The organism is Acidovorax soli, from assembly GCF_014207955.1.
GTDB classification, from domain to species: domain Bacteria; phylum Pseudomonadota; class Gammaproteobacteria; order Burkholderiales; family Burkholderiaceae_C; genus Acidovorax; species Acidovorax soli_A.
The window spans coordinates 553,854-570,148 of sequence record NZ_JACHLK010000003.1 but is presented as its reverse complement, the minus strand read 5'-3'; the positions used below and the strand labels follow the sequence as shown (position 1 = coordinate 570,148).

Sequence of the window (16,295 nt, the reverse complement as noted above, 5' to 3'; positions counted from 1 at the left end):
GCAATGACGCGCGCCCCACGCCTGCCAGCTTTCGTTTTTTCGCCGAGGGTTGCAGGTTCTGTGCCTCGCGCCGGATTCAGTATTTGCAACGCACGCTGCGGCTGTCTGACGACGAGACGCGCAAGCGCTGCCGGCTCGCGCTCGCCCAGGCGCTGGCGCAAGGACTGAGCGAAGCCGAAATACGCGCGAGCGCCAAGGAGGCGGAATGGGCGCTGGAGCCGCTGCAGGAAGGGGCGAAGCCATGAAGGGGGCAGTGCTCGGCATCGACCCTGGCCAGCAGACCGGCGTGGCGCTGTATCGCAATGGTGCGCTCGATGCGCTGTTGACGCTGGACCCCTGGGACATCGCGGACTTCATCGTGTTCCAGCGGTTTGCAGGCGGCATCAATCGCGTGATTTTCGAGGACTCGCGCCTGCAGTCCCACATCTTCAGCGCTCACAAGCCTGGCAAACGGGTATTGAGCCACCCCGAGCAGTTGAAGGTGGCGCGCAACGTGGGCCAGATCGACGGCTGGTGCCGCGTCATCACGAATGTTTGTGCAGAGCGCGGCATCACTTGCCACGGCATCAGCCCCGAGGGCAAGGGCGCCAAGCTCGATGCAAAACAGTTTCAGGGCGTGACCGGCTGGGCCGGCAAGTCGAACCAGCATGAGCGCGATGGCGCCATGGTTGCTTGGAAATATCGGAGGGCCGTATGAGTGATCCCTTTCTGCTGGCGCTGATCGTTGGCGCGGCATTCGCCGCCGCGCACTACTTCCTCGACCTCTGCGAAGACGCGCATCTGCGCATGCTGTGCCTTGTCTTGGCTGGCTTGTCCTGGCTGGTGGCGTTGGCCGCTCTGGTGCGGGGGCTGTTCGCATGAGCCACGACACCGACACCCAAGACCAGGGCAGCGTGACCGACCCCAACAAGGCGGTCGATTTCATGATCCTGAACTCCAAGAGCTTTGCCCAGGCCAAAGCTCAGCGTGTGTATCTGGAGGAATTCCGCAAGTCCAAGAAGGCCCTGCTGATGAACCAGTGCACAGAAAAGGCATGGGCCGCCAAGGAGGCCTACGCCTACTCGCACCCCGAGTATCTGGAGTTGCTGGAGGGCATTCGCGAGGCGGTTCGCTTCGAGGAAGCCTTGCGCTGGCGTCTGACCGGCTCCCAGCTCCGCGTGGAAGTGTGGCGCAGCCAGAACGCGAACAACCGTAGCCAAGACAGGACCATGCGATGAGCAAGTACCGGCGCAAACACAATTCCACGGTGCCGAACGGCCGATTCCTGCAGCCTGCCGAGCTTGAGCGGCTTTTGCATGGCGACACCACTCCGAACGTGCGGATTCGCGCAGCCAAGCCAGACCACATCAGTGAGGGCGCGCTTGAGGCCCGCCGCCTCATGGAGCAGGCAGCTGCAGCACTCGCGCGCCAGCGGAGCGCCCAGGCATGAGCAGGCTCAAGCGCAAACCCTTCAAACGCAAAGTGCCTGCCTGGGCGAAAGAGCCTCGTGAGGAGCGCGTCTACCAGATGCCTTCGCTGCCAGATCCTTCCGCTTTTCGGCAACCGCAGCCCATCGTAGATGGCGCCGCCGCCATTGCCAAAGACAACGCGGTGCGCAGCGTGGCTTACCAGCGTGCCGTGGCAAGTCTGCCTTGCATCATCTGCGGCGTGCCAGGCTACAGCCAAGCCGCGCACGGCAGCAAAGGCAAGGGAACCTCGCGCAAGGCTTGCGACATGACCCTGTTCCCAGCCTGCTGCGACCGCCCAGGCGTGCGCGGGTGCCATCTGCAGCTCGACCAGGGCGCGCTGTATTCGAAGGACGTCCGGCGCGCGCTTGAGCCGGTGTGGGCTGCAGACACCCAGCGCCGCGTCTATCTCATGGGCATGTGGCCCAGAAAACTCCCCATTCCAGCAGCAATCGCAATCTTGAAGGACTCGCCCGTATGACGAAGCACAACAGTGAAATTACCAGCAGCCAAATGGTGCTCGACGCGGCCCGCGAGTTGGCTGCCCAGGAACAGGAAGTGACGCGCGAAGCGCTGCAGATCGCGACGGGCCTGCCCATGCACATCGTTGATGAACGCATCCGCGTGCTTATCAACATCGAAGGGACGTTGGTGCGCCTGGAGCGCGGGAAGTACGCGCCCGCTGAAAAGTTCCACGAAACCCGGCCCATGAGCCGCACGATCCTGCCCGGCGGGATCGTGAAGTACGAGGTTGGCGACCAGATCCTGAACCTCTCTCCACAAGAGGACCGCACTTTGGCGGATCTGTCTGCCGGCGCGCTGGTGAAGTTGATCGGCATTGCAGGCAACCACCTCGCAAGCACCATGGATGCTCGCCTTGGCCGCGTAGAGAAGATCCAGCGTGACCGAGAGCGGCGGGCCAATGGCAAAGGGGCCAAGCATGCGTGATCTGCCCCGCCCCCAGTATGGGGGCGGGCCATTCTCTATTGCGGGCCACCTTCCTCATGGCCTCGTGCTTGCCCAAGAGAAACAGCGCGCGCCTCGACCCCAGTGCACGCTGCAGGGAGTGTTGAAGGCAATCGCCCTGGGATTTTCAGAGCAGTACATCGGGCCCCCTTACTACATCCATGCGGGGGTCTACGAGGCCATCTGCAAGGAGCACCCGGAGTTTCGGCGCAACCCGTACTACAAGAGCTTTGGCGATTTGAAAAAACAGTTGGAAAAATCAGTTGACTGTTTTGAATAAAACCACTGATAATTCAATCACACCAACCCAAGGAGAGATTGAATGAACCAAGCCCTGACCACCACCTACGAACGTGTCTCCCAGTTCATGCGCGCCGCTTCGCTCGACGCCCTGCGCACCCTGCTGGCCGAAGACAGCGACGGCGAAATCGCCATCGAGCTGGAAAATTCATGGCCTGCAACCGAGGACCGTCCAGCGCGCGCGGAAATCGCCGCTGCAGTGGCCCTGGTGCGGGGGGAGGTAGAGGCCGCAGCGCTGGCCGATGCACGGAATGTGGTGGAATCCCTGCGCAGCCAGGCAACCCGCGAGGTGTACGAAGTCGCCGACGACTCGCGCTATTTCGCCAGCAGCCGTATCAAGGACTTCTCCATCCGCCTGCGCATCTTGGTTGAGCGCGCTGTGATCCGTCGCGCCGTCACGGACATCCTGTCCGTGGTGTGCGAGGAAGGCCCTGCCTACACCATCAGCGTAGATGACGGGGAAGACATCCCGCTCGCACACTCCCGCGACGTGAACGCCATCATGGATGAAGTGTGCGCCTGTGATGAGGAGCGACTCGTCGTGCGCCGCGTGCCTGCCGAGGGCTCCGACCGCCGCCAGCTCTTCGGGAGCATCTACCTTGTGTATGGCAATGACGGTTGGGATGTGATGTGCGACTACCACGTCAGCCTGGAAGAAGTGTTGGCAGGCGCCAACCGCTTCGCCGACGACATCAGCAACGTGCTGTAAGGAGCCTGCGGCCATGACCAACTGGGACAAGGCCGCAGTGCTCGCGCTGCTGGCCGCCGAAAACTTCTGCTGGATCGCTACGCGCGCCCCGGCCTCCATTGAACCTCTCGCCCTCGCCTGAAAGATCCCCATGACATCCACCACCAACAAGCAGCTCGCTACCAGCATCGCGGCCATGGCCGAGGGCAGTGGCTTCAACGGCGCACACCTTTCCCTGGCCAGCGACCGCCTTGCACGGATTGCTTCGCGCGCCTGGAGCGCTGCCACCGCGTGCTATCGCCACAGCATCGGGGACGCCAGCGTGTCCGGCACGGGGCTGGGGGAAGCCGCCGTTCTCCTGCATGCCGCGCCGGACGTGGAACCGCAGCGGGCTGCGCCCGTCGCTCTGGCCGACCACACGCAGGGGCGGTTGACCACCAGGGAGGATGGCTTTGCCTCCAACTCCTACACCCTTGATTGCGAGGGCCGTTGGCTGTTCGGAATTCTCCACAACGGAGAGCAGCACGTTCCTACCCAGCGCGAGAACGTGCGCCGGCTCGCGGCGTGCTGGAACGCATGCGATGGCATCCCTACCGATGCGCTGGTGAAGGCTGCTGACGACTTGACGCCCGTGTTTCAACTGCTCATGGAGACTTGGGCCGAGCGCGACAAGCTGAAGACAGCCCTGGGCGAGCTGCAGGCAAACCCAAACGACCCGCGCGCGCACCGTGTGGCCCTCGACGCCCTGACGCGAGGTTGACCATGGAAAGCACCCCCACCACCCGCAACATGACTTGCTGTGTATGCGGCGCAGGCGCCGGCCGCTGGCAGCAGCATTGGAACCGCGATGACGGCTACGGCATCTGCCGGGCCTGCGCGGATTGGATCAGCGAGCCAGGTCGCGAAGGACGTGATCCGCTGCACATGGCCCGGCTCTACGGCCTGCCTGGCATTCACTACGAACCGCGCTGGTATCGGCACTTCGGGCGGGATTTCGCCATCGTGGCCGAGTATGCCGAGGGCGAGCAGGGCACGAGGGATGCCAATGCGTTCATGGACGCGCATCCATCCACTGGCTTGCTGGCAGCTACTGAGGGCCGCATCATCATTGCTTCGCTTGCCGACGCAGGGAACCGTTCGACCGCCTGATGTCTCCATGACAATGGCCAACTGTCCCAAGGGACATCGAATGACTGTCCCAAGGGACAATGCAGGGACAAGCAGCAGAGAATGACGACGAGCGCACCGAAAGAGCAGCCAGACCATGAGCAATGCCGAGCCAGATCAGATCAAGCGCCCACCGAGCGACCGAGGCCAGGGGCGCAACCCCATTCCGCCCGAGCAGAAAGCAATCTCCAAGAGCGTGGGCATGACGCAGGAGCAGTGGGCCATGTTCCACGAGCTTGGCGGAAACAAATGGCTTCGCGCCACAGTGGAGGCGGCACACAAGCGGCTCAAGAAGCCAAAGGCCGACTAGCCCTCCAGCCCACCGAAGCTGACTGGCGCTGGCACATGGCCTACAGCACCGAGGGATGGGGCACCGGCCGGGACGGCAGGACGCGGCATTGCGACCCCTACGGTATCACCTGGGCGGCCGACCACCCCGCACCCATCAACCCGCAACCCTGGAGCGCGTATGCAGCAATCCACTGAAACCGAGCTGGCCCAGGCCGGCTTTGTCGTAGGCGCCACGATCACGGCCGATATGGCCGCCGCCGTGCAAGCCGCGTTGAGCAGAAGGGATGAAGCCGTGCAGGCAATCGCCGCCCTAGAGGTGGAGGCGAGCGCCCTTCTGCAGGCCCTGGCCACCGCGACCAGATCTATCTCGGGGCTGGCGCTGCCAGCGCCCGAGGTAGCCGAACCCCTGGAGGGCCTGCTGTACGAGGTGCAGAGCATGCGAGAGCGCAGCGATGTGCTCAACTGGCTGCGCGGACGGTCCGTTGCGGGCCGAGGTGGCTATCAACTGCGCGCCACACCAGAGCAGATGAAAGCACTGGCGGCCGAGCCCACCACGGTGGACGCCGCTGGCATGGCCGCAAACCAGCTCGATCAGGCCACCACGGAAATGAACGCGCTCATTGCGGCCAATAGGGGCGGCAAGCCCATCATGGGGTAGGGCACCCCGCATAGGGGCCGCGCCCCTGTAGTGTTCGACAGCCATGCCGGGAGCCACAAGACTCCCGGCCCATGGCAACCACACCCCCCTCGCGCAAGAGGGCCGCGCCTAAGAAGGCCCCCACCCCCAGCACCAAGAAGCCTGCAGCCTCCAAAGGGAAGCCTGCAGGATCTGGCACGCCTGCCCACAAGGAGCCAACACCCACGGCCCAAGAGGCAAACCAGCTTGTCCCCAGGGACACGCAAGGGACTGGCGAGGATGTCCCCGAAGACGTCACGACAGACCAGCTCACCCCCCGCCAGCAGAGGTTTGTCGATGAATACCTCATTGATCTGAATGGCACCCAGGCCGCCATTCGGGCCGGATACAGCGCCAGGACGGCCAACGAGCAGGCGGCCCAGCTCTTAGCAAAACTTAGCATCCAGACGGCGATTGCAGCCGCCATGAAGGCGCAGCAGGAGCGGACGCAGATTTCCGCCGACAAGGTGGTGCTGGGCCTGTGGAACATCTTCTCTGCGGATGCGCGCGAGCTGGTGCAGGTGCAGGTAGGTTGCTGCCGCCATTGCTGGGGCGAAGGGCACCGGTACCAGCGCACCCTGTCCGAGTACAACCACGACCGCGAGCAGTTCCGGGAGAGCGGCAAGCCCCAGGAGGACTGGGAGGAACAGGGCGGCGTTGGCTACTCCCCCCTGCGCGATGCGCACCCCATGTGCCCGGAATGCCATGGCGATGGATGTCCCCGTGTTGTCCTCGGGGACACGCGGCGCTTGTCCCCGGCGACAGCCGCCCTGTATGCCGGCGCCAAGCACGGCAAGCACGGTATCGAGGTGCAGATGCACTCTCGCCTGGACGCGGCCGAGAAGCTGATGAAGCACCTCGGCGCCTACGAGCGGGACAACAACCAGAAGGGCGATCCGCTCAAGAACCTGCTGCACGCCATTGCGGGCGGGAACAGCAACGGCTTCATGCCCCAGGCGGTGGACCCCGAGAAGCCCACGGGCATGGCCGCGCCAAGCGCTTTCACGCCCAAGGCTGACCCAGGCCCCGAGCCGGACTGGCGTTGACGATGGCGATGCGCACCACCCCGCTGAACACCCTGCCCACCAATGCGGCAGAGCTGGAGCGCTGCCTGTCGAATCCTGAATGGCGGCTGTTCAGCGGGTGCCTCTACAAGATCATGATCAAGGGTGGCGAGGGCGCCGATGATTTCGTGGTGCCCTTCAAGCCCAACCGGGCGCAGAAGCGGTTTATTGCGCGGCTGTGGCACCGGAACCTGATCCTCAAGGCGCGCCAACTGGGCTTCACGACCCTGATTGCGCTGCTGTGGCTGGACCATGCCCTGTTCAATGCCAACCAGCGGTGCGGGATCATCGCGCAGGACCGCGAGGCCGCCGAGGCCATCTTCCGGGACAAGGTGAAGTTTGCCTACGAGAACCTGCCCGAGCCCATCCGCGTGCGGTTCCCACTGGCGCGTGATAGCGCCACCGAACTGCTGTTCGCGCACAACAACAGCTCCATCCGCGTGGCCACGTCCATGCGGTCCGGGACCATCCACCGGCTGCATGTGTCGGAGTTCGGGAAGATCTGCGCGCAGTACCCGCTGAAGGCCAAGGAAGTCATCACCGGCTCCATCCCCGCGGTGCCCCTGAACGGCATCTTGGTGATCGAGAGCACGGCCGAAGGCCCCGAAGGCGAGTTCTTCGACCTTTCACAGCGCGCGGAGACGCTGCATTTCGCCGGCCGCAAGGAGACGCAGCGGGACTACCGTTTCCACTTCTATGCGTGGTGGCAGAACCCCGAGTACACGATGGAGCCCGGCGCGGTGCCCATCAGCGTGGAGCAGCACGAGTATTTCGAAGAGGTGGAGCAGACCATGGGCTGCACCATCGACCAGGGCCAGCGCACTTGGTACATCGCCACCCTCGACGCCGACTTCACGGGGGCCGAGGAAAAGATGTGGCAGGAGTACCCCAGTACGCCCGCCGAGGCCTTCCAGATCAGCACCAAGGGCAACTACTACGCCAAGGACATGGTGGCCCTGCGCAAGCGCGGCGGCATCACCACGGTACCCACGCTGGACCTCCCGGTGTTCACCTTCTGGGACATCGGGAACCGCGACGGCTGCGCCATATGGTTCATCCAGTTCCTGCGCAATGAGCCGCGCGTCATCGGCTACTACGAAGGGCACGACGAAGACTTGCGGCACTACGCGCGCCACCTGCAGAGCACGGGCTACCTGTTCGGCGCGCACTTCCTGCCGCATGACGCGGACCACAAGCGCCTGGGCGACTTCAACAAGTCCATCAAGGACCAGTTGCAGGAGCTGATGCCTGGGCAGGCTTTCATGATCGTGCCGCGCATCACCGACCTGATGGCCGGCATCCAGAGCACCCGCAAGCACATGAAGAGGGCGTACTTTGACGCCAAGGGCTGCGAGTTGGGCCTGCAGCGCCTGCAGGGCTACCGCAAGAAGTTCAGCCGTGCCGAGAACCGATTCATTGACCAGCCCGACAAGGCCAACGGCTGCTCCGAGGCCGCCGATGCCCTGCGCCAGTGGGCCCAGGCCGAAGAGCTGGGGATGGTCGAAATGCTTTCAGAAGACCAGGGCTACCGCGAGGCGCCTGCACCCGATTGGAGATAGGAAACACCATGCTCAACCATGCACACGACACCGCTGAGTACGACGAAGACGGCGCGCCCCTGACGCCCGAGGGCGACGTACCGCTGACCCTGGCGGAATACACAGACATCATCCGCGAGATTGAGGCCCAGCCACCTTGGCGCGGCGCTGCCGACAGGGAGATGGACTACGCGGACGGCAACCAGCTCAACTCCGACCTGCTGCGTGCCAATGCCGACCTGGGCATCCCGCCAGCGGTGGAGGACAAGACCGGCCCCATGATGCTGGCCCTGCAGGGCTACGAGACGGCCATTCGCACGGACTGGCGCGTGAAGCCCAATGGCAATGCGGGCGGCCAGGACGTGGCAGATGCCCTCAACTTCAAGCTGAACGAGGCGGAGCGCCACTCCAAGGCAGACCGCGCCTGCAGCGACGCATTCAGGCCCCAGGCGGGCGTTGGCCTGGGCTGGGTGGAGGTATCGCGGTCCTCCGATCCCTTCGAGTATCCCTACCAGTGCGTGCACGTCCACCGCAATGAGATCCACTGGGACTGGGCATCCAAGAAAGACCTCCTCGAAGACGCGCGCTACCTGCGGCGCCTGCGCTGGATGCACCCTAGCCGCCTGCTGTCCATCTTCAAGGAGCACCGCGAACTCATCAAGCAGTACGGAAAGTACGGCGCGAGCTGGTGGAGCACGGCCGAGTCCATCGAAACCCTGGAAGGCGGGGCATCGACCGGGCTGCGCAATTCATGGAACCAGGCCCGTGGATGGACCGTTGCGGAAGACCGGTTCTACAACCCGCTGACCACAGAAGTGTGCGTGGCCGAGGTGTGGTACCGCCGCTGGGTCGAGGTGGGCGTGCTCACGTCGCCTGATGGCCGCGTGGTGGAGTACGACGAGAACAACCAGGCGCACAACTACGCCATTGCCACTGGCACGACCAAGTACACGCTGGCGACCGTGGCGCGGGTGCGGCGCAGCTACTGGCTTGGTCCGCATTGCCTGCACGACAGCCCGACCCCCTATGCGCACCGGCACTTCCCCTATGTGCCGTTCTTCGGGTTCCGCGAGGACGGCACCACGGTGCCCTACGGCTACATCCGGGGCGTGATGTACCAGCAGGACAGCCTGAACAGTGGTTCGGCTCTGCTGCGCTGGGGCATGGGAGCGGTGCGCACTGAGCGCACCAAGGGCGCTGTGGCCATGACGGACGAGCAGTACCGCAAGCAGATCGGCCGCCGCAACGCAGACATCGTGCTGAACCCTGCGGCCATGGCGCAGCCAGGTGCGCGGCACGAGGTGATCCGCGATTTCCAGCTCACCGACCAGCAGTTTCGCATGCTGGATGACGCGCGCGGCGCCATCGACCGCATTGGGGCCACTCCAAACGCTTTTACGGGCCGGCCCGGCACGGCACGAAGCGGCCAGCAGGAGGATAGGCAGGTAGATCAGGCGAACCAGGGCCTGGGCCGGATGATGGACAACCACAAGGCGGCACGCACGCAGGTGGGCGAGCTGCTGCTGTCCATGATCGTGGAGGACATCGGGGACAGCGCGCAGGCCGTGGTGATCCCTGGGGATGCGGTTTCGGCAGAGCGGACCATCCACATCAACAAACCCGAGATTGACGAGGTGACGGGCTATCCCTACCTGTCCAACGACCTGCAGCGCACGCGCCTCATGGTCGGCGTGTCCGATGCGCCCAGCAGCAGCACCTACCAAGGTCAGCAGCTCAATGCGCTGTCCGAGGCGACCAAGAGCATGCCGCCGCAGTACCAGTCGATCATGGCCCAGTATCTGGTGGCCCTCACGGACATCCCATTCAAGGACAAGATCACCGAGGCCCTGCGCGCGGCGGCCCAGCAGGAGACACCCGAGCAGATCGAAGCCCGCATTGCCCAGGCCGTGCAGGACGCGCTCGACCGCTCCGGGCTGGAAGTGAAGATGCGGGAAATCGCGCTCAAGGAGAAGAAGGGCGACGCGGAAATCGAGAAGCTCATGCGCGAGGCCGTCAACATCGGTGTGCAGACCGCTTTCAGCGCGATGCAGACCGGCACCCAGGTGGCGCAGATGCCCATGATCGCGCCCATCGCGGACAAGGTGATGCAGGGCGCTGGCTGGAGGCCTACGCCGGGCGGCGTGGACCCCAACATTCCTGTGGCGGACACCACGGCGGCCATGAACATCAAGTCCCCCTACATCCAGGGAGAGGGGCCAGAGCTGGAGGCCGAGGCAGGGGAGGGCGCGGCGACAGAAGTTCGCCAGAACACAAGTCCCCAGTTCCCTCCGGTTCCGCAGGACGGTCCCAGCGCGATGCAAGGTATCGAGACATCCAGCACCGCCGACAACCTGCAGGCGGCATAGCGCGCGGCTCTAGTGTTTCGCTTTTCGCCCCTCCTTTCCCACACTGCCGGCCAAGCCTGACGCGCGAGCGTTGGGCGAGGTTCGCGGCCTCGGTCGCGAATGGGCAACTGGACCCCAGCGGCCACGGCGATATGTGGTGGGAACAGGTAGATGACGAACCAAGCAACTCAGGAATTTCTCGACAGCACCGAAGTAACCGGCGCGCTGTCCCCCGAACAGGCTGCGGAGCTGATGCTCCGCGCAATGGGCGACACCGGGGGCAAGCCCTCGGATAGCGGTGCACTGCCCGGTAGCACCACCTCGGCGGGCGACAACGAAGGCGGCGAAAAGGAAGACGACAAGGGCGAGGGCGCAAAGCCGGCCGCCGATGCTGCCCCCGAAGGCGACAAGACCCCCGTGCTGCTGGCAAAGGATGGTGTGCACACCATCGACTACCAGAAGCTGGTGGACGCGCGCCAAGGCGAGCAGCATTGGAAGGCCCAGGCCGAAGCGCTCCAGGCACAGCATCAGGCCGCAGAACAGGAGCTTGCCACGCTGCGCGCGGCGGCCCAGGCTCGCGCGGACAGCGGGCAAGCGCCCACGCAGCAGGACAACATGGTTGCTGCCGTGGACGCCGCAAAGAAGGCGGGCGTGGACATCAGCATCTTCGGCGATATGTCCGAGGAGGCCATGGCCAAGGGCATCGACACGCTGGTTGACCAGCGTGTTGCTGCTGCGGTGGCAGAGGCTCTGAAACCCTTTAAGGAACGTCACGAGCAATCCGTGAAGTCCCAAGAAGAGCAGGCCGCTGAAGAACACCGGTCCGCTGTTTTGAAGGCCCACCCCGATGCAGTTTCTATCTGGCAGAGCACGGAGCTACAGAAGTGGATCGGCGACAAGCCGGCCTACGAGCAAGCGGCCATCCGTGGCGTGCTGGAAAGCGGCGAGACAGCGGACCTGATCGCGGTGTTCACCCGGTACAAGAAGGAGGAAGGCATCACGCCAGCCCCCGCGCCGGCAGCACCCGACCCCAAGGCCGCCGTCAAGGCCGCGATTGCATCTGCAGCACCGGCCATCCCCAACAGCCTGTCCGGCATCCCGGGCGGGCGGTCTGGTGGCACTTCTGTGCACGACACCCTTGCCGCCCTGGACGGCGCGAACCTGGCAAGCGCCATGGAAAAGATGTCCCCAGCGCAGATCGAGGCATTCCTGAGCCGACAGATGTAAGCAGCGCACCGCGCTACGGCGCGTGCCTGTTCCAACGCATAGGAGCACGAATTGACCGCAACGAAAACCCACATGGCCCATGGCGATCCCAAGGCCATGGTCGAACAGGCAGTAGGCGTCTTCGCCCTGTCGAACGGCCGCAACTCGCAGATGAACCACCTGACGGGCAAGTTCCCGCAGTTGGAAGGCGCCGCCTCGGTCATCAAGAACCAGTCGGGCAACAAGATGCCCGTGGTGAAGGCGCAGAACCTGGGCAAGGGCAAGGGCGATGAAATCACCTTCCACCTGATCAATCCCACTGGTGGTAAGCCCATCATGGGCAGCAAGATCGCGCAGGGCAAGGGCGTGGGCGCCAAGCTGTCCGAGGGCCGCCTGCGCGTGAACCAGGCCCGTTTCCCCATCGACATGGGCGACACCATGACCCAGGTGCGCAGCCCTGTGGACATGCGCCGCCTCGGCCGCCCGATGGCGCAGGACAAGATGGATCGCTACCTCGACCAGTCGCTGCTGACGCACATGGCTGGCGCGCGCGGCTTCCATGACAACTTCGAGTGGATCGTTCCAACCGAGAACGACCCCGATTTCGAGGAAATCATGGTCAACCCGGTGGTGGCGCCCTCCAAGAACCGCCACTTCATCGCCAAGGGCGGCGGCGTGGAGCTGTTCAAGGTGAACGGCGGCGAAATCGACATCGCGTCCACCGACCTGATGAAGATGGGCACCATCGACTCGATGCGCGCCTACGTGGAGCAGATCCCCGCCGCGCCCCCGCCTGTGCAATTTGAAGGCGACGTGGCCGCCACGGACTCGCCCATCCGCGTGATGCTGGTCTCGCCCGCGCAGTACAGCACGTTCGCCACCGATCCGAACTTCCGCCAGTACATCTCGGCGGCCCATGCGCGCGCGAGCCAGGCCAACCGCCACCCGCTGTTCCTGGGAGAGTGCGGCTTGTGGAACGGCATCCTGATCGTCAAGCATCCCAAGCCGATTCGCTTCTACGCCGGGGACACCATCCGCTACTGCGCTGCCTACGACTCGGAAGACGAGTCCACCTGCATCGTGCCGCAGTCGTTCACGGACAAGTTCGCCGTGGACCGCGCAATCTTGCTGGGCGGCCAGGCCGTGGCGCAAGCCTTCGCGGCTTCGGAGCACTCGGGCATGCCCTTCTTCTGGTCTGAAGAGAAGGGCGATCACGGCGACAAGATGGAAATCTTGATCGGCGCGATCCTGGGCATGGCCAAGATCCGCTTCGAGGTGGACATGGGCAACTCCAAGCAGTTCACCGACCACGGTGTCGGCGTGCTGGACACGGTGGTTCCCATCATCGGCGCGCGCATGTAAGGCACAGGGCCGGCTCACACCGGCCTGCCTTCACTCCAACAAACCATTTCAGGAGGCACACATGCCCACCATCAAGATCAACGACAACCGCCTGAACCAGTTCGGCGGCGCCGCGCAGTACGGCAATGTCACCACGCTCCGCTACCCCGTTGCCACCAACGCTGCGGGTGCGGTCATCGGCTCCAACAGCGCTGCGGCGGTGGCCGCTGGCGATGTCATCGACCTGGGGCCGCTGCCCTCGGGCTTCCTGCTGGAGGATGCACAACTGCTGGTGAAAGTCGGCATGACGGCGACCATCACGGGCTCGCTGGGCTTCAAGTACGAGGACGGCGTGAATGACACCAAGGTGCCCGAGGACGCGGCGTTGTTCGGCACCGGGCTGAACCTGGCCACTGCCGGCCGCATCCGCACTGCCACCAGCAGGCTGGTGACGCTGCCAAAGCCGGCGCGCCTGATCCTCACCACCGCCGTTGCGGCGAACGCGAAGGCTTCGGACATCGTGGCCATCGTTCACGGCGAGCGCATGGGCGCCGCGTAAGCGCCACCCCGCAGCACCAGCAGGGAAGGGGCTTCGGCCCCTTCTTTCCACCCCCAAGGACAAGAACATGAACCGTCTCCACATCGCGCAGCTTGCGCACGAGGTCAACCGCGCCTATGCCGCTTCGCTGGGCGACATCTTCATTCCCGCCTGGGGCGAGGCCAGCGAGGCGCAGCGCGCCAGCATCCTGGCGGGCGTGGACATGCACATCGAGAACCCTGATGCCACCCCCGAGCAGGCACACGAATCGTGGCTGGCGCAGAAGACTGCCGAGGGCTGGGCCTGGGGCGCGGTGAAGGACGCCGAGAAGAAGCTGCACCCGTGCTTCCTCCCCTACGCGGAGCTGCCGCCCGAGCAAAAGGCGAAGGACTACCTGTTTCGCGGCGTGGTGCACGCTGCCCTGGCGCTGCCCGTGGCCGAGGCTACCCCTCAGCCCGCCCCGGTGACGCCCGTGGTCGTGGACGCGCCCGTTGCACTGTCGGCCATCGCTCAACAGGTGGTGAATGGGGTGCCGGTGGTCTACACCGGCAGGGAGCAGCCGTTTACCGACCGGCTGTACGGCTCCAATCTCAGCTTCTTCCCCAACCAGAGCCGCCGCGTGCCCGGCGACCTGGCCGCCAGCTTCCTGCGGCATGCAGACGTGTTCAAGCGCGGTAGCGATGTGCCGCCTGCCGCTTCCGCAGCCCCGGCCGCTCCCGTCGCTTCAGCTGGCCAGCCGGCTACGGATGCCCAGGCGGCGGCGCCCCAGGCCGAGACAGCCGCGACCGGGGCCCAGGATGGCGCTTCGACCAATGCGCCCGACGACACTGCCGCCTTGCTGGAGCAGGCCGCCAAGGACAAGGCCGCGCAGGACACCGAGGTGAACCGCACGCAGGACGTGATCGACCAGGTGAACGGCATGGACAAGGACGCGCTGCAGGACTTCGCGCAGATCCACTACCAGCACAAGGTGCCCAAGAATCTGAGCCTGGACAACATGCGCACGCGCGTGGCGGATCTGGTCAAGCAGTTCGGCAAGCCATGACCCTTGCGGATCTGATCCGGCGTTTTCGGACGCTTGCGGGCGACAAGACGGCGCCGTTCTTCTGGAAGGATGAGGACATCATCGACTGGTTGAACGACGCCCAGGCGCAGGCCTGCGTGCGCGCGCGCCTGTTGCTGGAAGACGCGGACCCCGCGATGTGCCGGATCGCCATTGAGGCCGACCGCCACACCTATCCGCTGCACGCCAAGATGTACGAGCTGGCGCTGCTGTCCTTCAAGGCGGTGGGCGAGTCTCGTGGCACGGAAATCAAAGTGGTTTCGCGGGGCTGGCTCGAAGAGCAGTTTCCGGGCTGGCGCGACGAGCAGCGCGCCACGGGCTACGCCATCCAGGGCGAGACAAGCATTCGCCTGGTCAGCACCCCAGCGAAGGCCGGCGTGTTGACCATTGAGGCATACCGCCTGCCCCGCGAAGCGATGGCGCTGCCTTCGGACAAGCCCGAAATTCACGAGGCCAGCCATGTGCAGCTCATCGACTGGGCGCTGCACAAGGCTTTCAGCATTCCCGACTCGGAAGCGTTCGACCCGCAGCGGTCGGGCCTGGCCGAGGACGCTTTCACCGCCTATTTCGGCCTGCTGCCGGACGTGGACATGCGCCGCATCACCCGCGAGGACACCCCTCAAACCAACAAGGTGCACATTTGAGTCAGCTTTACCCTTCTTTCAGCTGGGCGGCAGTGGGCGGGCGGGAGTTTTTCCCGCACATCGACCTGATCTGTGCGCTCATGCCACCGAAATTCAAGTTCAACCCCGAGCACAAGACGCTCGCGGACGTGCGCGAGCACATCATTGCCGGCGCGCCACTGGCGCAAACGCTGGAAGGCGATGTGCTAGACGCCAAAGACGCGGAGTTCACGGGCGAGCTTCGCGGCGTGGTGGGCTCCCTGGTGGTGTTTGCGGCCATTGGTTCCCCGGACGCCTCCCCGCTGGTGCTGTTCCTTGACCGCTTGCCAGGGCTTCCCCTCACCTTGAATGGCGGCCTGGTCACGATTGTTTGGGACAACGGTCCCGCGCGCATCTGCAACATGGGCTCTGTCGAATGAGCACGACCAAATTCCATATCGAGCTGGCGGCGGGCCAGTCCATCACGGTGGGCGACACCATCGTGACTCTGCAGCACAAGTCGGGCCAGCGCGCCAGGCTGCTGGTGCAGGCGCCGACCGACACCACTGTCACCCATCCGGGGCGCAGCCCCGTTTCCAACCCGAGCGCGCATGAGTGCGCTCCTTCGCCCGAGCTGGGCAAGGAGCACACACATGGCAAACACCCTGTACGACGCAGCACGCCAACGGTTTCTTGAGGCACAGATCAACTGGATGACCGACACGGTCAAGATCCTGTTGGTCGATACCGGCGCCTACACGCCGCAAACGGCAGTCCACCAGTACCTGGCGGACATTCCGATCAGCTCGCGCATTGCCGGGCCGGTAACGCTGACTGCCAAGACCACCACGGGTGGCGCGGCCGATGGCGCGGATGTGACGTTCACCAGCGTGTCTGGCCCGTCCATCGAAGCCATCGTGATCTACATCGACACCGGCACCGAGTCCACCAGCCCGCTGGTGGCGTTCATCGACACGGCCACGGGCCTGCCGATCACTCCGAACGGCGGCGACATCATCGTGACCTGGGACAACGGCGTGAACAAGATTTTCAAGGTCTGAGCGC

General features: G+C 64.7%; 24 protein-coding genes. All 24 read left to right on the top strand.

What is annotated here, in order from left to right:
* Positions 1–83: 83 nt before the first annotated feature.
* The 24 genes from HNP48_RS11285 to HNP48_RS11170 all read left to right on the top strand — a co-directional run bounded on the left by HNP48_RS11285 (position 84) and on the right by HNP48_RS11170 (position 16,291).
* Entirely contained in the window at positions 84–245 is a 162-nt protein-coding gene (locus HNP48_RS11285; RefSeq protein ID WP_184857000.1) for a hypothetical protein, read from the top strand.
* Positions 242–697, top strand: a complete 456-nt coding sequence (locus HNP48_RS11280) for a hypothetical protein (protein WP_184856999.1) — start codon at positions 242–244, stop codon at positions 695–697. Before HNP48_RS11285 ends, HNP48_RS11280 begins: the two co-directional genes overlap by 4 nt.
* Positions 694–861 carry a hypothetical protein gene (locus tag HNP48_RS11275; protein WP_184856998.1) on the top strand — a complete coding sequence of 56 codons (168 nt, stop codon included), beginning with the start codon at positions 694–696 and terminating at the stop codon, positions 859–861. Before HNP48_RS11280 ends, HNP48_RS11275 begins: the two co-directional genes overlap by 4 nt.
* On the top strand, positions 858–1,217 hold the full coding sequence (locus HNP48_RS11270; RefSeq protein ID WP_260420194.1) for a hypothetical protein: 360 nt from the start codon (positions 858–860) through the stop codon (positions 1,215–1,217). The genes HNP48_RS11275 and HNP48_RS11270 overlap by 4 nt, the downstream gene beginning before the upstream one ends.
* Positions 1,214–1,429 carry a hypothetical protein gene (locus tag HNP48_RS11265; protein WP_184856997.1) on the top strand — a complete coding sequence of 72 codons (216 nt, stop codon included), beginning with the start codon at positions 1,214–1,216 and terminating at the stop codon, positions 1,427–1,429. Before HNP48_RS11270 ends, HNP48_RS11265 begins: the two co-directional genes overlap by 4 nt.
* A complete protein-coding gene (locus HNP48_RS11260) occupies positions 1,426–1,926 on the top strand; it encodes a hypothetical protein (protein ID WP_184856996.1) in 501 nt (166 codons plus the stop codon). Before HNP48_RS11265 ends, HNP48_RS11260 begins: the two co-directional genes overlap by 4 nt.
* A complete protein-coding gene (locus tag HNP48_RS11255) occupies positions 1,923–2,393 on the top strand; it encodes a hypothetical protein (RefSeq protein WP_184856995.1) in 471 nt (156 codons plus the stop codon). Before HNP48_RS11260 ends, HNP48_RS11255 begins: the two co-directional genes overlap by 4 nt.
* On the top strand, positions 2,386–2,691 hold the full coding sequence (locus HNP48_RS11250) for a hypothetical protein (protein ID WP_184856994.1): 306 nt from the start codon (positions 2,386–2,388) through the stop codon (positions 2,689–2,691). The genes HNP48_RS11255 and HNP48_RS11250 overlap by 8 nt, the downstream gene beginning before the upstream one ends.
* Positions 2,692–2,733: 42 nt before the next feature.
* The gene (locus tag HNP48_RS11245; RefSeq protein ID WP_184856993.1) at positions 2,734–3,420 is read left to right on the top strand and encodes a hypothetical protein; all 687 of its coding nucleotides are present in this window, start codon (positions 2,734–2,736) and stop codon (positions 3,418–3,420) included.
* 130 nt (positions 3,421–3,550) lie between these two features.
* A complete protein-coding gene (locus HNP48_RS11240) occupies positions 3,551–4,159 on the top strand; it encodes a hypothetical protein (protein WP_184856992.1) in 609 nt (202 codons plus the stop codon).
* A gap of 2 nt (positions 4,160–4,161) precedes the next feature.
* Positions 4,162–4,548: a hypothetical protein gene (locus HNP48_RS11235; RefSeq protein WP_184856991.1), complete on the top strand. Its 387-nt coding sequence runs from the start codon at positions 4,162–4,164 to the stop codon at positions 4,546–4,548.
* Positions 4,549–4,663: 115 nt separating this feature from the next.
* Positions 4,664–4,876, top strand: coding sequence for a hypothetical protein (locus HNP48_RS11230; protein WP_184856990.1), 213 nt, complete (start codon positions 4,664–4,666; stop codon positions 4,874–4,876).
* 159 nt (positions 4,877–5,035) lie between these two features.
* Positions 5,036–5,515 carry a hypothetical protein gene (locus HNP48_RS11225; RefSeq protein WP_184856989.1) on the top strand — a complete coding sequence of 160 codons (480 nt, stop codon included), beginning with the start codon at positions 5,036–5,038 and terminating at the stop codon, positions 5,513–5,515.
* Between the two features lie 71 nt (positions 5,516–5,586).
* Positions 5,587–6,579 (top strand): terminase small subunit, encoded by a 993-nt coding sequence (locus tag HNP48_RS11220; protein ID WP_184856988.1) that lies wholly within the window; start codon positions 5,587–5,589, stop codon positions 6,577–6,579.
* Positions 6,580–6,581: 2 nt separating this feature from the next.
* Positions 6,582–8,156, top strand: coding sequence for a terminase (locus HNP48_RS11215; RefSeq protein WP_184856987.1), 1,575 nt, complete (start codon positions 6,582–6,584; stop codon positions 8,154–8,156).
* Between the two features lie 8 nt (positions 8,157–8,164).
* Positions 8,165–10,501: a hypothetical protein gene (locus HNP48_RS11210; RefSeq protein ID WP_184856986.1), complete on the top strand. Its 2,337-nt coding sequence runs from the start codon at positions 8,165–8,167 to the stop codon at positions 10,499–10,501.
* Positions 10,502–10,651: 150 nt separating this feature from the next.
* A complete protein-coding gene (locus HNP48_RS11205) occupies positions 10,652–11,707 on the top strand; it encodes a hypothetical protein (protein WP_184856985.1) in 1,056 nt (351 codons plus the stop codon).
* A 51-nt stretch (positions 11,708–11,758) separates the two neighbouring features.
* A complete protein-coding gene (locus HNP48_RS11200) occupies positions 11,759–13,048 on the top strand; it encodes a N4-gp56 family major capsid protein (protein ID WP_260420193.1) in 1,290 nt (429 codons plus the stop codon).
* A gap of 61 nt (positions 13,049–13,109) precedes the next feature.
* The gene (locus HNP48_RS11195) at positions 13,110–13,586 is read left to right on the top strand and encodes a hypothetical protein (RefSeq protein ID WP_184856984.1); all 477 of its coding nucleotides are present in this window, start codon (positions 13,110–13,112) and stop codon (positions 13,584–13,586) included.
* Positions 13,587–13,653: 67 nt separating this feature from the next.
* Entirely contained in the window at positions 13,654–14,610 is a 957-nt protein-coding gene (locus tag HNP48_RS35180) for a RyR domain-containing protein (RefSeq protein WP_221480165.1), read from the top strand.
* Positions 14,607–15,272, top strand: a complete 666-nt coding sequence (locus tag HNP48_RS11185; protein ID WP_184856983.1) for a DUF6682 family protein — start codon at positions 14,607–14,609, stop codon at positions 15,270–15,272. Before HNP48_RS35180 ends, HNP48_RS11185 begins: the two co-directional genes overlap by 4 nt.
* Positions 15,269–15,670, top strand: coding sequence for a hypothetical protein (locus HNP48_RS11180; RefSeq protein ID WP_184856982.1), 402 nt, complete (start codon positions 15,269–15,271; stop codon positions 15,668–15,670). Before HNP48_RS11185 ends, HNP48_RS11180 begins: the two co-directional genes overlap by 4 nt.
* Positions 15,667–15,927: a hypothetical protein gene (locus HNP48_RS11175; RefSeq protein ID WP_184856981.1), complete on the top strand. Its 261-nt coding sequence runs from the start codon at positions 15,667–15,669 to the stop codon at positions 15,925–15,927. The genes HNP48_RS11180 and HNP48_RS11175 overlap by 4 nt, the downstream gene beginning before the upstream one ends.
* Positions 15,884–16,291, top strand: a complete 408-nt coding sequence (locus HNP48_RS11170) for a hypothetical protein (protein ID WP_184856980.1) — start codon at positions 15,884–15,886, stop codon at positions 16,289–16,291. The genes HNP48_RS11175 and HNP48_RS11170 overlap by 44 nt, the downstream gene beginning before the upstream one ends.
* Positions 16,292–16,295: the final 4 nt, after the last annotated feature.